14 protein-coding genes are annotated in these 15,122 nt (G+C 45.9%); 12 read left to right on the top strand and 2 right to left on the bottom strand.

Going from position 1 to position 15,122, the window contains the following annotated elements; translation table 11 throughout:
• Positions 1 to 173 precede the first annotated feature (173 nt).
• From fdhF to AS030_RS13240, 4 genes are read left to right on the top strand one after another with little or no spacing between them, the layout of a single operon-like run.
• A complete protein-coding gene (fdhF, locus tag AS030_RS13255) occupies positions 174 to 3,167 on the top strand; it encodes a formate dehydrogenase subunit alpha (protein WP_061972356.1) in 2,994 nt (997 codons plus the stop codon).
• Positions 3,167 to 3,646 (top strand): helical membrane plugin domain-containing protein, encoded by a 480-nt coding sequence (locus tag AS030_RS13250; RefSeq protein WP_061972355.1) that lies wholly within the window; start codon positions 3,167 to 3,169, stop codon positions 3,644 to 3,646. The genes fdhF and AS030_RS13250 overlap by 1 nt, the downstream gene beginning before the upstream one ends.
• Before the next feature lies 1 nt (position 3,647).
• Entirely contained in the window at positions 3,648 to 4,052 is a 405-nt protein-coding gene (locus AS030_RS13245; RefSeq protein ID WP_061972354.1) for a phosphate-starvation-inducible protein PsiE, read from the top strand.
• 13 nt (positions 4,053 to 4,065) lie between these two features.
• Complete coding sequence (locus tag AS030_RS13240) at positions 4,066 to 4,425, top strand: Na-translocating system protein MpsC family protein (RefSeq protein ID WP_061972353.1); 360 nt, start codon at positions 4,066 to 4,068, stop codon at positions 4,423 to 4,425.
• Between the two features lie 130 nt (positions 4,426 to 4,555).
• On the opposite strand, the gene mgrA is transcribed toward AS030_RS13240, so the two are convergent.
• Positions 4,556 to 5,566, bottom strand: a complete 1,011-nt coding sequence (gene mgrA, locus AS030_RS13235; protein ID WP_061972352.1) for an L-glyceraldehyde 3-phosphate reductase — start codon at positions 5,564 to 5,566, stop codon at positions 4,556 to 4,558.
• Positions 5,567 to 6,035: 469 nt separating this feature from the next.
• On the opposite strand from mgrA, the gene AS030_RS13230 reads away from it, so the two are divergent.
• From AS030_RS13230 to AS030_RS13215, 4 genes are read left to right on the top strand one after another with little or no spacing between them, the layout of a single operon-like run.
• Complete coding sequence (locus tag AS030_RS13230; protein WP_061972351.1) at positions 6,036 to 7,142, top strand: ABC transporter ATP-binding protein; 1,107 nt, start codon at positions 6,036 to 6,038, stop codon at positions 7,140 to 7,142.
• Positions 7,132 to 7,935 (top strand): ABC transporter permease, encoded by an 804-nt coding sequence (locus AS030_RS13225; protein ID WP_061972350.1) that lies wholly within the window; start codon positions 7,132 to 7,134, stop codon positions 7,933 to 7,935. The genes AS030_RS13230 and AS030_RS13225 overlap by 11 nt, the downstream gene beginning before the upstream one ends.
• Before the next feature lies 1 nt (position 7,936).
• A complete protein-coding gene (locus AS030_RS13220) occupies positions 7,937 to 8,740 on the top strand; it encodes an ABC transporter permease (protein ID WP_061972984.1) in 804 nt (267 codons plus the stop codon).
• The gene (locus AS030_RS13215; protein ID WP_061972349.1) at positions 8,737 to 9,810 is read left to right on the top strand and encodes an ABC transporter substrate-binding protein; all 1,074 of its coding nucleotides are present in this window, start codon (positions 8,737 to 8,739) and stop codon (positions 9,808 to 9,810) included. The genes AS030_RS13220 and AS030_RS13215 overlap by 4 nt, the downstream gene beginning before the upstream one ends.
• A 194-nt stretch (positions 9,811 to 10,004) precedes the next feature.
• On the opposite strand, the gene AS030_RS13210 is transcribed toward AS030_RS13215, so the two are convergent.
• Complete coding sequence (locus AS030_RS13210; protein WP_061972348.1) at positions 10,005 to 12,434, bottom strand: M14 family zinc carboxypeptidase; 2,430 nt, start codon at positions 12,432 to 12,434, stop codon at positions 10,005 to 10,007.
• A gap of 273 nt (positions 12,435 to 12,707) precedes the next feature.
• On the opposite strand from AS030_RS13210, the gene AS030_RS13205 reads away from it, so the two are divergent.
• From AS030_RS13205 to AS030_RS13190, 4 genes are all read left to right on the top strand, one after another.
• Entirely contained in the window at positions 12,708 to 12,962 is a 255-nt protein-coding gene (locus tag AS030_RS13205) for a hypothetical protein (RefSeq protein WP_141687087.1), read from the top strand.
• On the top strand, positions 12,956 to 13,141 hold the full coding sequence (locus AS030_RS13200) for a S1C family serine protease (protein WP_061972346.1): 186 nt from the start codon (positions 12,956 to 12,958) through the stop codon (positions 13,139 to 13,141). Before AS030_RS13205 ends, AS030_RS13200 begins: the two co-directional genes overlap by 7 nt.
• Positions 13,142 to 13,190: 49 nt before the next feature.
• Entirely contained in the window at positions 13,191 to 13,667 is a 477-nt protein-coding gene (locus tag AS030_RS13195) for a S1C family serine protease (RefSeq protein WP_061972345.1), read from the top strand.
• Positions 13,668 to 13,791: 124 nt separating this feature from the next.
• Positions 13,792 to 15,108: an alkaline phosphatase family protein gene (locus AS030_RS13190; protein ID WP_061972344.1), complete on the top strand. Its 1,317-nt coding sequence runs from the start codon at positions 13,792 to 13,794 to the stop codon at positions 15,106 to 15,108.
• Positions 15,109 to 15,122: the final 14 nt, after the last annotated feature.

The following is a 15,122-nucleotide window of genomic DNA, read 5'->3' as shown; positions in this document are numbered from 1 at the left end:
ATCAAAGGAAAGTGGTATAATCAAAAAAGGAAACGTTCATTGTTCTTCGGTAACGATCAGCTGCCAGGAGTTCATGGCGTGCAATCACATAGCGGGATGGATCGCTGGTATTCATAATGCTTAGCTATTAACCCACTGTAAAGGAATTTGTGTCAACAGGCACAGATTGTTTTATGGTGGGTTTTTTAGGTTTTAAGGAGGAAAATAGAGTGGAAAATACGTTAACCGTACAGATCAACGGTGTAACACAGCAAGTCAAAAAAGGAACAAAGGTACTCGAGCACCTTTTGCAGCAGGGAGTCGAGCATCCTCATATTTGTTATACGGAAACGCTCGGACCGATCCAGACATGTGATACATGCATGTGTGAGATTGATGGAAAAGTAATGAGAGCTTGTTCCACTGAAATAGAGGAAGGAATGAACATTCTCACCTCTTCACCAACAGCAAAAGAGGCGCAGAATGAGGCGATGGACCGCATCCTCGAGAATCACCTTCTCTACTGTACCGTTTGCGACAACAACAACGGCAACTGCAAAGTGCATAATACCGCTGAATTACTTGAGGTTGAGCATCAGGAACGGCCTTTCCGTGAAAAAGGCTATGAAGTGGATATGTCCCACCCGTTTTACCGCTATGACCCAAATCAGTGCATTCTTTGCGGAAAATGCGTAGAAGTCTGCCAGGACCTTCAAGTCAATGAAACACTGACGATTGATTGGGAACGCAACATGCCACGTGTTATCTGGGATAATGACAAATCGATCAATGAATCTTCCTGTGTTTCTTGTGGCCAGTGTGCCACTGTCTGTCCTTGCAACGCCTTGATGGAAAAATCCATGCTTGGGGAAGCGGGCTTCATGACAGGAATCAAGCAGGACCTGCTCAACCCGATGGTCGACTTAATTAAAGAAGTTGAACCGGGCTATGGCAGTATCTTTGCCATTTCAGAAGTGGAAGCCGCAATGAGGGATACACGAACGAAAAAAACCAAAACGGTCTGCACCTTCTGCGGTGTCGGCTGTTCGTTTGAAGTTTGGACAAAAGGAAGAAAGATTTTAAAAATCGAACCAACTGAAGATGCTCCGGTTAACAGCATCTCCACTTGTATCAAAGGAAAATTCGGCTGGGATTTCGTGAACAGCGACCAGCGCCTGACTCACCCGCTCATCCGTAAAGGCGATGAATTTGTCACAGCGACATGGGAAGAAGCACTCTCTGTAATCGGTGAAAAAATGGGCAGCATTAAACAACAGTATGGCGGCAATGCCTTTGGTTTTGTAAGTTCTTCAAAAACAACCAATGAAGAAGCCTACTTGATGCAAAAGCTTGCACGGCAAATCTTTGAAACGAACAATGTGGACAACTGCTCCCGCTACTGCCAGTCTCCTGCGACCGACGGATTGCTATCAACGGTCGGTTATGGCGGAGATTCCGGTACCATCAAAGACATTCAAAGCGCCGGACTGGTCATCATTATCGGTGCCAATCCGACGGAGGGACATCCTGTTTTGGCCACCCGCGTAAAACGGGCGAAAAAAATGCGCGGCCAAAAGCTGATCGTTTCAGATCTTCGCAAGCATGAAATGGCTGACCGGTCCGATTTATATCTCCACCCTAAACAGGGCTCCGATCTCGTATGGCTGGCGGCAGTGACCAAATACATCATCGACCAGGGATGGCATGATGAAGCGTTTATTCGGAACCGCGTCAACCAGTATGACGAATATTTGGCTATGCTTGAAAAGTATACCCTTGATTTTGCGGAGGAAGTGACTGGCCTGTCCAAAGAGCAGCTCATGGAAGCGGCCCAAATGATTCATGAAGCAGACGGCACATGCGTACTCTGGGGAATGGGGGTTACCCAAAACATTGCGGGCTCTCATACATCAGCAGCGATTGCCAATCTTCTTTTGGCAACCGGAAACTTCGGACGCCCCGGTGCAGGTGCCTATCCATTGCGCGGACACAATAATGTTCAGGGATCCTGTGACATGGGTACACTCCCGCAATGGCTTCCAGGCAACCAAAGACTGACAGATGCTGCGGCACGTGCTGTATTTGAAGAAGCATATGGCGTTTCCATTTCACCTGAAGCCGGTCTCACCAACATTGAAATGCTTCAGGAAGTGGAAAAAGGCCGGTTGAAAGCCATGTACCTCATGGGTGAAGACATGGCATGGGTGGATTCAAACTCCAACCATGTTCATGAAATGCTTGGCAAGCTCGACTTTTTTGTCGTACAGGACGTATTTTTTACAAAAACAGCCCAGTTTGCGGATGTCGTTCTTCCAGCTTCACCATCTCTTGAAAAAGATGGAACCTTTACGAACACCGAACGCCGGATTCAGAGATTGTACCAGGCACTTGAACCGTTGGAAGAATCCAAGCCGGACTGGTGGATCATCCAGCAGGTCGCCAAAGTAATGGGTGCTGACTGGAACTATTCTCATCCAAGTGAAATCATGGAGGAAATCGCAAGTCTGGCTCCTATTTTTGCGGGAGTTTCGTACGCCCGCCTCGAAGGATGGAACAGCTTGATCTGGCCGGTTCAAAAGGATGGCAGCGATGAGCCTCTTCTCTATACTGAGCGATTCAACTTCCCGGACAACAGGGCCCGATTCTCTCTTGTTGACTACGTCCAGCCGGTTGATTATGAAAAGGAATTTGATTTAACCTTGAACAACGGCCGCCTGCTTGAACATTTTCATGAAGGAAACATGACCAATAAATCCAAGGGTATTCAATACAAGCTGCCTGAAGTATTTGTAGAGGTTTCACCGGAGCTCGCGCGCGAACGCGGCGTGCAGGATGGATCCACTGTTCGTTTGATATCCCCTTACGGATTCATTAAACTGCGTTCCATCGTAACCGACCGGGTACAAGGTAACGAATTGTATGTTCCGATGCATTCCGTCAGCCATGAAAATGCTATTAACATTCTGACCGGCAGTGTCGGTGATGTCCGGACCCAGACTCCGGCCTACAAACAGACGAAGGTGCGCATGGAAGTGATCAACGTTAAAGGACGAGCTCCACTTCCTATGTATAATCCGCGTTATGCGGAGCGCAATCCGCAAGCGGGTGTTCAGGTGGAACGCAAATGGGCACGCGCTGACTATGAACCGATTGCCGATGTCAACATACCGGTGGGAGGTCAGAGATAATGGCACAGCCGATTACGAAAATTGTACATCCGGCCCGTACAGAAAAGGAACTGCAAGAACAAAGTCTGGAAGCAATTCTGACAGATTTGGCAAAAAGCGGAGACGGAATCAGAGAAATGATCAAGCTGTTCAATGAACTGCACGAAAGCGGGATTCTTGGCTCGGTAAACGGCCTTGTTGAAGCAAAAGAAAAAGTAGCGGGCATTGCTGTAGAGCAGCTTCTCCGCCCCCAAATTACCAACGCCATCAACAACATGATGGCCGCAGCTGGTGCTTTGTCCGATACCAATCCAGATATGACCAAAAAACTAATGGGTGCCTTGGGCAACGGACTGGAGAAAGCGGAAAAAGGACTGGAAGCCAACGAAAAGGTAGGCGTATTTGATTTGATGAAGGCACTGAAGGATCCTGACATCAACCGGGCCATAGGCTTTGGCCTCAACCTCTTAAAAGGGGTTGGAGAAGGTTTGAACAAGTAGAATGAAACAGTTGATGGAATGGAAAACCCTGAGTAAAGGGTTTCAATATCTGTTAAATCTTTCTCTAGTCCTGCTGGCTCTCACTTTGCTGTTTTTTCTGTTTCGCGAGCTTTTCTATATTATCAGCGATGCCCTGCATCATCAGACCAATGTGCATGTTATACTGGGAAAAGTATTGGTTTTCTTCCTCTACTTTGCCTTTATATCAATGATCGTGAAATATTTTAGTGAGAGCCACCATTTTCCTCTGGGCTACCTTTTATATATTGGCATTACTGCTAGCGTAAGGTTTATTATCGTGAACAACCAGAACCCGCAGGAAAACTTTTGGCTGTCGCTTGTCATCCTTGTGCTCACTTTCAGTTACCTGCTGATGATGCGCAAGGGAAAACCTTTTGGCGGTTAAAGGAGATGAAACAATGAGCAGAAATATGGAACATCAATTCAGTATGCTTGTACGGGAAATTCGAAAAGAATTTGTCGGCAACGGCCCTAAAGAAATCAGCACCCGCTTTATCGGTTCATGGGCGGTCAGTGAAATGAGGGGGAATCTCACAAATATCGAAAAGTTCATGATGAATTCTATAGATGGCGAAAAAATGGTGCATGAAGCGCGGACTGAATTTGTTAAAAAAATCTACAACGACAAAGGCGTGCGCCAGAGGTTTGAAGAACTTATGGGCGCCCATATCGTTCGTATCTTTTCAGATATCGATATTGAAGCTGATATCGCCATGACCGTTTTTGTCTTTGATAAGCCGCTGCAATCAAAAGAGTAATGGTATTGTGAAATACCCGCAGAAATAGCCGGTTTACCCGCCATAATCTAAAACCAGGTTATGTTAACTAACTACTCATCAAGCACAAAAAAAGAACTGATACGCGCATCGTATCAGTTCTTTTTTGTTGTTAAGAACGAACCGAGCTATTCACCATGAGGATATCATCAATTCGCTGCAGTTCTTCATCACTAAAATCAAGATTATCAAGAGCTTTCACATTGTCTTCGATTTGGCTCACCTTGCTGGCGCCAATTAGCGCAGAAGTCACTTTCCCGCCGCGAAGCACCCAGGCCAGCGCCAACTGCGGAAGGCTTTGGCCACGGTTGGCGGCAATATCGTTCAACCGCTTTACTTTTTCAATAACCTCTGGCGTTACACTGTTTTCATCAAGGGCTCCAGTAGATTTAGCCGCCCTTGAATCTTCTGGAACACCGTCCAAATACTTTGGTGTCAGCAATCCTTGAGCCAGTGGACAGAAGGCGATGGAACCGACACCATTTTCCTCCAGTACATCCTGCAGGCCGTCCTCAATCCAGCGGTTGAGCATGGAATAGCTTGGCTGATGGATTAAAAGAGGAGTTCCCAGGTCGTTCAGAATTCTGATGGCTTCTTCCGTTTGTTCAGGGCTGTAGCTGGAAATACCCACATACAGCGCTTTTCCCTGGCGGACAACCGCATCAAGCGCTGCCATCGTTTCTTCCAGAGGGGTGTTTGGATCAGGACGGTGGGAATAGAAGATGTCCACATAGTCCAGCCCCATTCGTTTTAAGCTCTGATCAAGACTGGCGGTTAGATACTTCTTGGAGCCCCACTCGCCATAAGGCCCCGGCCACATATAGTAACCGGCTTTTGTCGAAATAATCATCTCATCGCGGTAGGGCGCAAAGTCCGTTTTCAAGATGTTTCCAAACATCTCCTCCGCTGAACCGGCCGGAGGGCCGTAATTGTTCGCCAGATCGAAGTGGGTGATGCCCAAATCAAATGCCCGTCTCAGCATGGCACGGCCGTTTTCATACGGATCGACTCCGCCAAAGTTATGCCACAGGCCCAGTGAAATGGCTGGGAGCTGAAGGCCTGAACGACCGCTTCGGTTATATTTCATCGTCTCATAGCGATTGTTAACTGCACTGTATACCATTAAAAAAGCCTCCTCTAAATCGTTAAATCTCTTCTCTGCTTGTTTGGACCACATTTTTATACCAGTAATAACTCTTCTTTATACGCCTGAGGTCATGTTCCCCTTCTTCATGCTGGTTTAGTAGACAAAGCCATAGCTATATATTGTATCGGGAGTCACCCTCGGCTGTATCACCTTCTTTCAGTTCATGATTCTCATAATCTTGTACCTATTCAAATAGGAGACATTGTATCTCGTTATAAGATAGCGCTTTCAACTTCTATTATAGGACTACCCCGATAAAATGAAAAATAGGGAGCATCGAAATGCTCCCTTAAATGATCTCACTTATCCTGCCTCGATAACTCCAGGTTTTTTTGTTAAAAATGATCGGGTTTTCAGGTATAATTGTTCAGAACAAAAAGGTTCAGTTTATTTAATGACGGTATAGACAAACAGTTGTTGAAATTGGGATAGATGAGGGGTTGCGATGACAAACGCTATTATTCAATTTAAACAGGTTACCAAACAGTATGATAATGATCCGGCTGTGCTGGATCATGTAAGTTTTGAAATTGAACGGGGAAAGTTTTACACCCTGCTGGGCCCATCAGGCTGCGGAAAAACGACCATTCTTCGCCTGATCGCCGGATTTACGGAAGCCACAAAGGGAGAAATTTTTTTTAATGGCAAAAAAATCAATGATGTGCCTGCCAATAAACGTCAGGTGAACACAGTCTTTCAGGATTATGCTCTTTTTCCTCATTTGAATGTATTTGAAAATGTAGCTTTTGGACTGCGCATTAAAAAAATGAAGAATGCCGGTATTCAAAAAAAGGTCAGGGAAGCATTGAGTTTCGTCAACCTGGACGGTTATGAAACCCGTGAGATCCGTGAAATGTCCGGCGGACAGCGGCAGCGTGTGGCGATTGCGCGGGCCATCGTCAATGAGCCTGAAGTGATTTTGCTGGACGAGCCTCTATCTGCTCTTGACTTAAAACTGCGGACAGAGATGCAGTATGAGCTGCGTGAACTGCAGCGCCGGCTGGGCATCACCTTTATTTTCGTTACTCATGACCAGGAAGAAGCCCTTGCCATGTCTGATGAGATTTTCGTCTTGAACAAAGGAATCATCCAGCAAAGCGGCACGCCGATCGATATTTATGACGAACCCATTAACCGCTTTGTTGCTGACTTTATCGGGGAATCCAACATTGTCGAAGGAAAAATGATCAAAGATTACCTTGTGGAATTCGTCGGCGGCCAATTTGAGTGCGTGGACAGAGGCCTCAATCCGAATGAATCCGTGGACATCGTGATCCGTCCGGAAGATTTGGAAATCACTACGCTTGAACGCGGAAATCTTCAAGTAAAGGTAGATTCCCAGCTGTTCCGTGGCGTTCACTACGAAATCAGCTGCTATGACAAAGACGGCAACGAATGGCTCGTCCATTCCACAAGGAAAGCGGCAGTCGGTGATGAGATTGGATTGTACTTTGATCCGGAGGCGATTCACGTTATGCGGTTAGGGGAAACCGAAGCGGATTTTGACCGCCGTTTGGAAGCTTACTCTGCAGGAGATGCCCATGAACAATAAAGTAACCCGCAATTTGTATCTGTTTCCGTACGCTCTTTGGATTGTTCTGTTTGTAGTGGCTCCGCTGCTGCTCGTTATTTACTATTCGTTTTTTGATATCGAAGGACATTTTTCGCTGGTCAACTACAAGACGTTCTTCACTGCGGTCTATTTAAAAATGACCCTGAGTTCCTTCTGGTATGCGTTTTTGATTACGGTTATTTCATTAATCATTGCGTATCCGACGGCCTACTTGCTGACAAAAACCAAACATAAGCAGCTGTGGCTTCTGCTGATTATTGTGCCGTCATGGATTAACCTTCTTCTGAAGGCTTATGCGTTTCTCGGTATTTTTGGCACAAAAGGTATTGCGAACAGTTTTTTGGAAGCTATCGGCATTGGTTCAAAGCAAATTTTGTTTACCGATTTCAGCTTTGTTTTTGTATCGGTCTATATTTTTATTCCATTTATGATCCTGCCGATTTTCAATGCGTTGAATGAGCTGAATCCGACGCTGCTGGATGCGGCCAATGATTTGGGAGCATCCAAATGGATCACCTTCCGCCGAGTCATATTTCCGCTGACGATTGACGGTGTGAAGGCAGGCTGCCAGGTCGTTTTTATACCCGCCTTGTCTCTGTTCATGCTCACGCGATTGATCGCGGGAAACCGTGTCATCACGCTTGGTACAGCCATTGAACAGCAGTTTCTCGTAACACAGGACTGGGGCATGGGCTCCACCATCGCTGTGTTCTTAATTCTTATCATGTTCCTGATCATCAGCCTGACCGGGAACCGAAAGCGTGGTGTATAAATTGGAACAAAGAATTACACCTTTATCACGCATATATCTGGTGCTCATCTTTTTCATCCTTTATGCACCTATTTTCTTCCTTGTGTTTTATTCATTTAACAGCGGCGGCACTATGTATAACTTTAAAAGTTTTACATTGGACTGGTACAAGGAACTGTTCCAGGATTCCAGGCTGCTGATCATTGTACTGAATACCCTGGTCATTGCACTCGTTTCTTCGCTGTTTGCGACAATCATCGGTACACTGGGGGCTCTGGGCATCCACAGCATCCGCAAGCGTCAGACGAAGAATACGCTTCTCTCGCTGAACAATGTGCTGATTGTCAGTCCGGATGTTATCATTGGCGCGTCCTTTCTGATTCTGTTTACAATGGCAGGTATTAAACTGGGGATGTATTCAGTACTCCTTTCACATATCGCGTTCAGTATACCGATTGTGGTGCTTATGGTGCTGCCGAAGCTGTCCGAAATGAGTCCGACCTTGATTGATGCGGCCAGAGATCTTGGTGCAAGCCAATGGAATGTGCTGACAAAGGTTATACTGCCCTTTATTACACCAGGAATCTTTGCAGGGTTTTTCATGGCACTGACCTATTCACTTGATGATTTTGCCGTTACTTTTTTCGTGACCGGAAATGGCTTTACCACCCTTTCTGTGGAGATCTATTCGCTGGCACGCCGGGGAATATCGCTTAATATCAATGCTCTGTCCGCCCTTCTGTTTTTATTTACACTTGTGCTCGTTGTTGTATATTACTTTATTTCGCATCGCAACCGGCCGGGAAGATGGGGGGGTAAAAAATGAGCAAGCTTCTCCGCTTTTTTCTTGGTATCATTCTTGTTTCTGCCGTTCTCTTTTATGCACTGTCTGAACTTAATTCATCACAGGGCTATTCTGGCAAAAACACACTCACCATTTATAACTGGGGAGATTATATTGACACGGATTTGATTAAACGCTTTGAAAAGGAGACCGGCATTAAAGTCATCTATGAAACCTTTGACTCCAATGAAGCGATGCTGACCAAGATTCAGCAAGGCGGAACAACGTACGATATTGCTGTTCCATCTGAATATATGATCGATAAGATGCGGAAGGAGCATCTCTTGATTCCACTGGATCACTCCAAGCTTCCGAATTTAAAAAATATTGACCCACGTTTTATGGATCTTCCGTTTGATGAAGGCAACAAATATTCTGTTCCTTATTTCTGGGGAACAGTCGGGATCGTCTACAATCCGAAAATGCTGAATGGCAAAAAAATCACCAGCTGGAATGACTTGTGGGATCCTGATTTGAGGAATAAGATTCTGCTGGTTGACGGCGCCCGTGAAATCATGGGAATGGGGCTGAACAGCCTTGGTTATTCCCTGAATGACACAAACCATGCCCACCTGCAGGAAGCGAAACGAAAGCTGGATACCTTAACACCGAACATTAAGGCCATCGTCGGCGATGAAATCCGCCTGCTGCTTCAGAACGAGGAAGCTTCCATCGGTATCGTATGGTCGGGTGTTGCCTCCGAGATTATGAGCGAGAACGAGGATCTCGAATATGTCGTACCGAAAGAAGGATCCAACCTCTGGTTTGACAACATGGTCATTCCAAAAACAGCAAAAAACAAAGAAGCTGCACTTAAATTTATGAACTTTATGCTCGATCCAAAAGTAGCCGCACAAAATGCGGAATACGTGAACTATTCCACACCAAATAAAAAAGCCCTCGCTTACATGCCGAAAGAAACGGTCAACGATGAGCGCTTTTATCCGTCGCCTAAACTGACAGAAAAACTTGAGGTATATGAAAACCTCGGTAAAAAGAATTTAGCCTACTATAATGAGCTGTTCTTGGAATTTAAGATGCACCGGAAGTAAAAAAAAGAGAGGGACTGCAGCCAGGCAGCTCCCTCTCTTTTTTTGTTTAAAACCGACTCAATACTTTATGCAATCTGTCCGAGAACTCTTTTGGATGCATGCTGCTTCCCACATGATTGCCAGGGAAATCGATCACAGATGTTCCGAGCTTGGCCGCAAGTCCTAGTGCATATTGATACGGACTTGCTCATTCATTACTTGCTGTAAACAGCGTTGGAAAGCAGGCGGAACAGATAATCGTTATGATCTCGGAAACCTGCTTCAATTCCCATCAGAGTCACATCTTTGGACTTGTCTTTGATGATAACCGGCTGTCCTTGAGCGGCCTGGCGATTTTTCCAATGACCGGCCACAAAGAAATCAGCATTGTTTTTAAAGGTTGCCACTGTATCATAGCCATCGGTGTCGGAGTACCATACTGGACCATATACGAAGCCGTAATCACTGGATTTATAGCCTTGAGTTAATGGATTGTTCTTGTAGTCGACACGGACAATTCCATTTGAATCACCATTGCCTTTGTTGATGGTTACGTTTGTGAGTCCAAGTGTTTTTGCTGCACTGGCTGCCCCGGCTCCGACTGCGATATATTTTCCGCCGCCATTTACAAAGTCAGTAATTTTCTTTTTGAAGGACTCGAACTGTGCTTCGTTTTCCAAGCCAAACTCGGCATTGGCTTTACTATTTTTATAGGATATCAGATTGGACGTTCCGCTGTAGAAAAAGACATCGGTAGTGCCCAGCCCCTTATTGGCAAGCTCGGTTGGTGTTAATTCTTTTACGTTGAAGCCCAGTCGTTCAAGCGCCAGCTTTGTTCCTGAATGCGATTGTGCCTTGCTCATTCCACCATCTTTTAAAATGGTTACCTTCACGGATTGCACGTTTTTCGCACCTGCTGGAATCTTGGCACTCAAGATGGTCAGCCCCGAATAACGGACGAGTCTCACAGCATCAAGGGTGATCTTGCTATTAAGATAGAAATCACCATTTGCATCACGCTTGACCACATATCCCTTTTGAACCAATTTATTGGCAAGCTCTACGGATTTCACAGACGTATTCGGAATCTGGTATGGGCCATCCCCTACTAGATGTCCCTGATCGTCGGCTTCTTTTACCGGAGCAAGAGAGAAGGTTGTGCTGCTGTCCGCCGGCACTTGAATCGCATCAAAGCCCCAAAGCTCAGGCAGGCTCCATGCTGAAATATCGTACATGGCCGGTGTATCATTGGTAATATCTTCTCCATCCCAGAGCATGGTATTGGCCAGTCCCGCTTTTGCCTGGCTCATGTTCACCACGTACGTTCCGGCCGGATACGTTTTTCCGTCAAAGGTGAATGGCTGGACGGCTTTGCTTACATCAATGTCATTTTTAATCAAATGGTTGACCGCTTTTTCTGTGGCAGTAGAATCTTTTGGATCTGACGGCAAAATGTAGGCTTTCGGGAAAAAGCCTTTCTTATGGAAAGGATGGTCAAAGTTAATACCGCGCTTGAACACTTCAATCTGGTCCTCCACCATGCCTGTTTTGTTTTGTGCGGCATAATTCAATGCCCCCATCACCGCATCATAATGCCACTTTACACCATCCCAGTCATTGGTCGGCGTTTCCAGGGTATAGCCGTAAGAACCGTGATACATGGCATACATTGGAGTGAAAATTGGAGGATAATCATCCCATCCTGCTGTATCATCACGCTGTGGTATGTAAGCACCCGTCATGTTCTGGTAATCCACCTTTGAAGTCGAGGTATTGGTATTTTGATAGTCGCTTCGGTTGCTGACAATTTCATCCTCCATCGCTTCCGCCTGATTCATGGACCACTTGGAGAACAGATCATACTCATAGTTCGGGTTATGCGGCGGCGTACATGGTTCAATCAGTCCTGGATGGTCCGGTCCTCCATAGGCCTTTACATAACCATGCAGATCCAGGAACACCATCGGGTTCCATTCGGTGATGAGTGACACCATCTGCTGTGTTTCCGGCTGGGACTGGGTAATGAAATCACGGTTTAACTCGATGCCATTGCCATTAAAACGCGTCGCATTCACACGCCCATCCGGATTCGCCACGACATTAAAAATTAAGATTTGCGTGCTGAGGATTTTTTTAGTTTCTGCATCATTCTCTTTCGCAAATCGCTCGATTAGCTGAAGCACGGCATCCGATCCCGAAAACTCTGTTCCATGAATGGAACCGTTGATCATGACAGGCACCTTTACATCAGGATGCTTCTCAATAAATTTCTGTGCCTTTTCGGGATTCTTAAACATTTGCTTTCTCAGTTTCTTGTAATATCCCATTTTCCCATTAGCGGACGGCTCTGCAACCGTCACGACATACATATCTTTGCCATCGGCGGACTTCCCCTGTTTCTCTACTTTTACGCGAGGACTTTGTTTTTGAATGTCCATCAACTTCTGTCCAATTTTGCTGTATTTCACAAAATCATAGTTTTCACTGTTAAACAGGCTGCCATCTTTCTCATCTTGCGTTTCATAAACATTGACATTATGCCACCCGACCTGTGCTTTGGCCGGTGATTCAGCCAGCGCAGCATACGGTGCAGCCAGAATGCTGAGCCCTATTAGTCCCGTCGCCGCTTTCTGTTTTAATCCCATCAACCCATCTCCTCTTTTTCATTTTTGGAAAACTATTACAATATTCATAGTATCGTATGAATATTCAAACATACATCGTAATAAAGTACTAATTATCCTTTAAAAATCTTATTGAATCGTGCGATTTAAAAAGATTTTATCGATCTTTTTTACTACCATTGACACATACGAAACTATGAATATACGTGTATTAAGAAAAAGTTAAGGAAGTTCCTCCATACTAAGCTTATACAGCCTGTTTGACAGGTGAATAATAAAAGGATGGTGGAGAACATGGAACAAGAACGCCGTTCAACTGGTAAAAGAAAAGAAGTCTGGATGCCTTTTCTATCTGGACTGACAGGAGCTGTGGTCGGCGGAGCATGCGTCCTGTTTATGTATACGGGTGATATCGCACCATCCATTGGGCAAACCGAATCAGCCAACACAAAGAATGTAACAACGGCCCAAGAGAATTCCAAGAACAACACAGTCAAAACACTCCCTGTTTCAACCTCGTCCAGTACAAAGGATGTTTCGTCATGGTGAAAGCACTTCCGTCAGTGGTAGGTGTCAATAATTATCAAGCCTCCTCCTCTTTATCTGGCTCAGGTTCAAATGAACAGGAAGCTGGATCCGAGTCCGGAGTCATTTACAAGAAAAGCGGTAATACAGCGTATGTGGTCACCAACCATCATGTTGTGGAAGGTGAAACAAGCTTGAGGTGAAACTAAACGATGGAACTACCCTTTCTGCCAAACTGCTTGGGTCGGACCAATGGCTGGATCTTGCCTTCTCGAAATTGACGGCAGTAAAGTAAAGAGTGTGGCCAACCTTGGGAATTCAGATGCTGTGAAAGCCGGTGAGCAGGCCATCGCGATCGGGAACCCGCTCGGCTATTTGGCCATCGAGACACTGGAAAAACAGGGCAAGATTAAGCGTCCACAGATGGGAATCGTCCCTCAGTCCTTGAATCAGATCCCAACAGCCTCCCGCCAGCACGATTTGAACCTTCCTGATACCGTCCAAAATGGCGCAGTGGTTCTGAATGTCAAAGCCGGCGGTCCAGCAGAAAAAGCCGGCCTGCAAAATTACGACGTCATTACTGAATTGGACGGGAAGGAGATTGACACTGCAGCAAGTCTGCGGGAATATATCTTCAAACACCAAGCCGGCGATCACATTACCGTCACCTATTATCGGGATGGCCAAAAGGCCTCTGCAGAACTTACACTCGAAGACGTATCAAAGTAGTCGGAAAGATCCAAAGGGGCTGTCCTGACTTCTTGGACAGCCCCTTTTCTTTCCTTCTTTTTAAAGGAGCAGCCTGATATCATGAAGAAACAGTTATTATTGAGATTATTGCAGGGAGGCCCTCATGAACCGCCTGACAGACCATTTAATTGTCATCTCTTTTGATTGTCTTTCTTCACTTGATTTTCCTGTGATCAAGGAGCTTCCCCACTTTCAAGAGCTTCTCAAGTGGGGATCATATTGCACCAATGTTGAATCCATTTATCCTACCGTCACCTATCCATGCCATGCCACCATCGTGACCGGCAATTATCCGAAGCGCCATGGTGTTGTGAACAATACCTATCTCCAGCCAGGAAGAGTTTCACCTGACTGGCATTGGCACCGGAGGCATATTCAGGGCACGACCCTTTTTGATGAAGCCAAACAGGCGGGAATGAAGACCGGTGCGCTGCTCTGGCCGGTCACAGCAAAAGCCGATATTGATTATCATATGCCTGAGATCTTTGCGAACCGGCCGTGGCACCACCAAATACCTGTCTCGCTCATGAATGGCAGTGTCTTTTACCAGCTTGGCATGAACCGGCGTTTTGGCCATATCCGCAATGGGCTCAACCAGCCCGAGCTCGATAACTTTGTACTGGAATCAGCCGTTCATACGATCAAAACAAAAAATCCCGACCTCTTGCTTGTTCATTTTTCCGACCTGGATACCCAGCGGCATTACCATGGGTTCTCTTCAGAGGAGGCAATGAATGCACTAAAGCGCCATGATGACCGGCTCGGCAGGATTCATGCAGCGGTAAAAGAGAGTGGTTCTGCTGAAAACACAACCATTGTCGCACTCGGTGACCATAGTGCACTCGATGAAACAACCGGTATTCAACTAAACGTCCTGTTTAAGGAACAGGGCTGGATTTCTGTTACTCCAATAGGAAAGGTGACAAATTGGCAGGTCTACTGCCATAGCTGTGATGGCTCGGCATATATATACATAAGAAACAAAAGCGATAAAGACCTCACAAAAAGGGTCAATGCTCTCCTTCTTCAATTAACAAAGGAGGAAGAAAACGGCATCGAACAAGTGCTGACAGGAGAGGAAGCCGGAGCATTGGGAGCCGATCCTCGCTGCGATTTTATGCTGGAGGCATGTGATGGATATTATTTTAAAGAAAATCTGGAGGGAGACTTTCTTCACCACGTCACGAAGGAGGATGTTCGTGCCAAACGATATACGTATGCCTGTCATGGCTATTCTCCCAAAAAAGAAAATTACGCCACATTTTTTGCAGCAGCCGGAAAAGGAATCAGACCCCATCAGGAGATTCCTGCGATGCGCCTGATCGACGAGGGTCCAACAATGGCCAGATTGCTCGGATTGTACTTGGGAGAAACAGACGGCTCGGTGGTTGAAGGATTATTGACAGAAGAACGAGAATAACAAGCTAAGAAAAG

This window comes from Fictibacillus enclensis, assembly GCF_001457035.1.
Lineage (GTDB): Bacteria > Bacillota > Bacilli > Bacillales > Fictibacillaceae > Fictibacillus_C > Fictibacillus_C enclensis.
This window is presented reverse-complemented; position numbering and strand designations above follow the sequence as displayed.

Coding starts and splice junctions, on each gene's coding strand:
- fdhF (WP_061972356.1), top strand. CDS start 174: ATGGTGGGTTTTTTAGGTTTTAAGGAGGAAAATAGAGTGGAAAATACG.
- AS030_RS13250 (WP_061972355.1), top strand. CDS start 3,167: ATGGCACAGCCGATTACGAAAATTGTACATCCGGCCCGTACAGAAAAG.
- AS030_RS13245 (WP_061972354.1), top strand. CDS start 3,648: ATGAAACAGTTGATGGAATGGAAAACCCTGAGTAAAGGGTTTCAATAT.
- AS030_RS13240 (WP_061972353.1), top strand. CDS start 4,066: ATGAGCAGAAATATGGAACATCAATTCAGTATGCTTGTACGGGAAATT.
- mgrA (WP_061972352.1), bottom strand. CDS start 5,566: ATGGTATACAGTGCAGTTAACAATCGCTATGAGACGATGAAATATAAC.
- AS030_RS13230 (WP_061972351.1), top strand. CDS start 6,036: ATGACAAACGCTATTATTCAATTTAAACAGGTTACCAAACAGTATGAT.
- AS030_RS13225 (WP_061972350.1), top strand. CDS start 7,132: ATGAACAATAAAGTAACCCGCAATTTGTATCTGTTTCCGTACGCTCTT.
- AS030_RS13215 (WP_061972349.1), top strand. CDS start 8,737: ATGAGCAAGCTTCTCCGCTTTTTTCTTGGTATCATTCTTGTTTCTGCC.
- AS030_RS13210 (WP_061972348.1), bottom strand. CDS start 12,434: ATGGGATTAAAACAGAAAGCGGCGACGGGACTAATAGGGCTCAGCATT.
- AS030_RS13205 (WP_141687087.1), top strand. CDS start 12,708: ATGGAACAAGAACGCCGTTCAACTGGTAAAAGAAAAGAAGTCTGGATG.
- AS030_RS13200 (WP_061972346.1), top strand. CDS start 12,956: ATGGTGAAAGCACTTCCGTCAGTGGTAGGTGTCAATAATTATCAAGCC.
- AS030_RS13195 (WP_061972345.1), top strand. CDS start 13,191: ATGGCTGGATCTTGCCTTCTCGAAATTGACGGCAGTAAAGTAAAGAGT.
- AS030_RS13190 (WP_061972344.1), top strand. CDS start 13,792: ATGAACCGCCTGACAGACCATTTAATTGTCATCTCTTTTGATTGTCTT.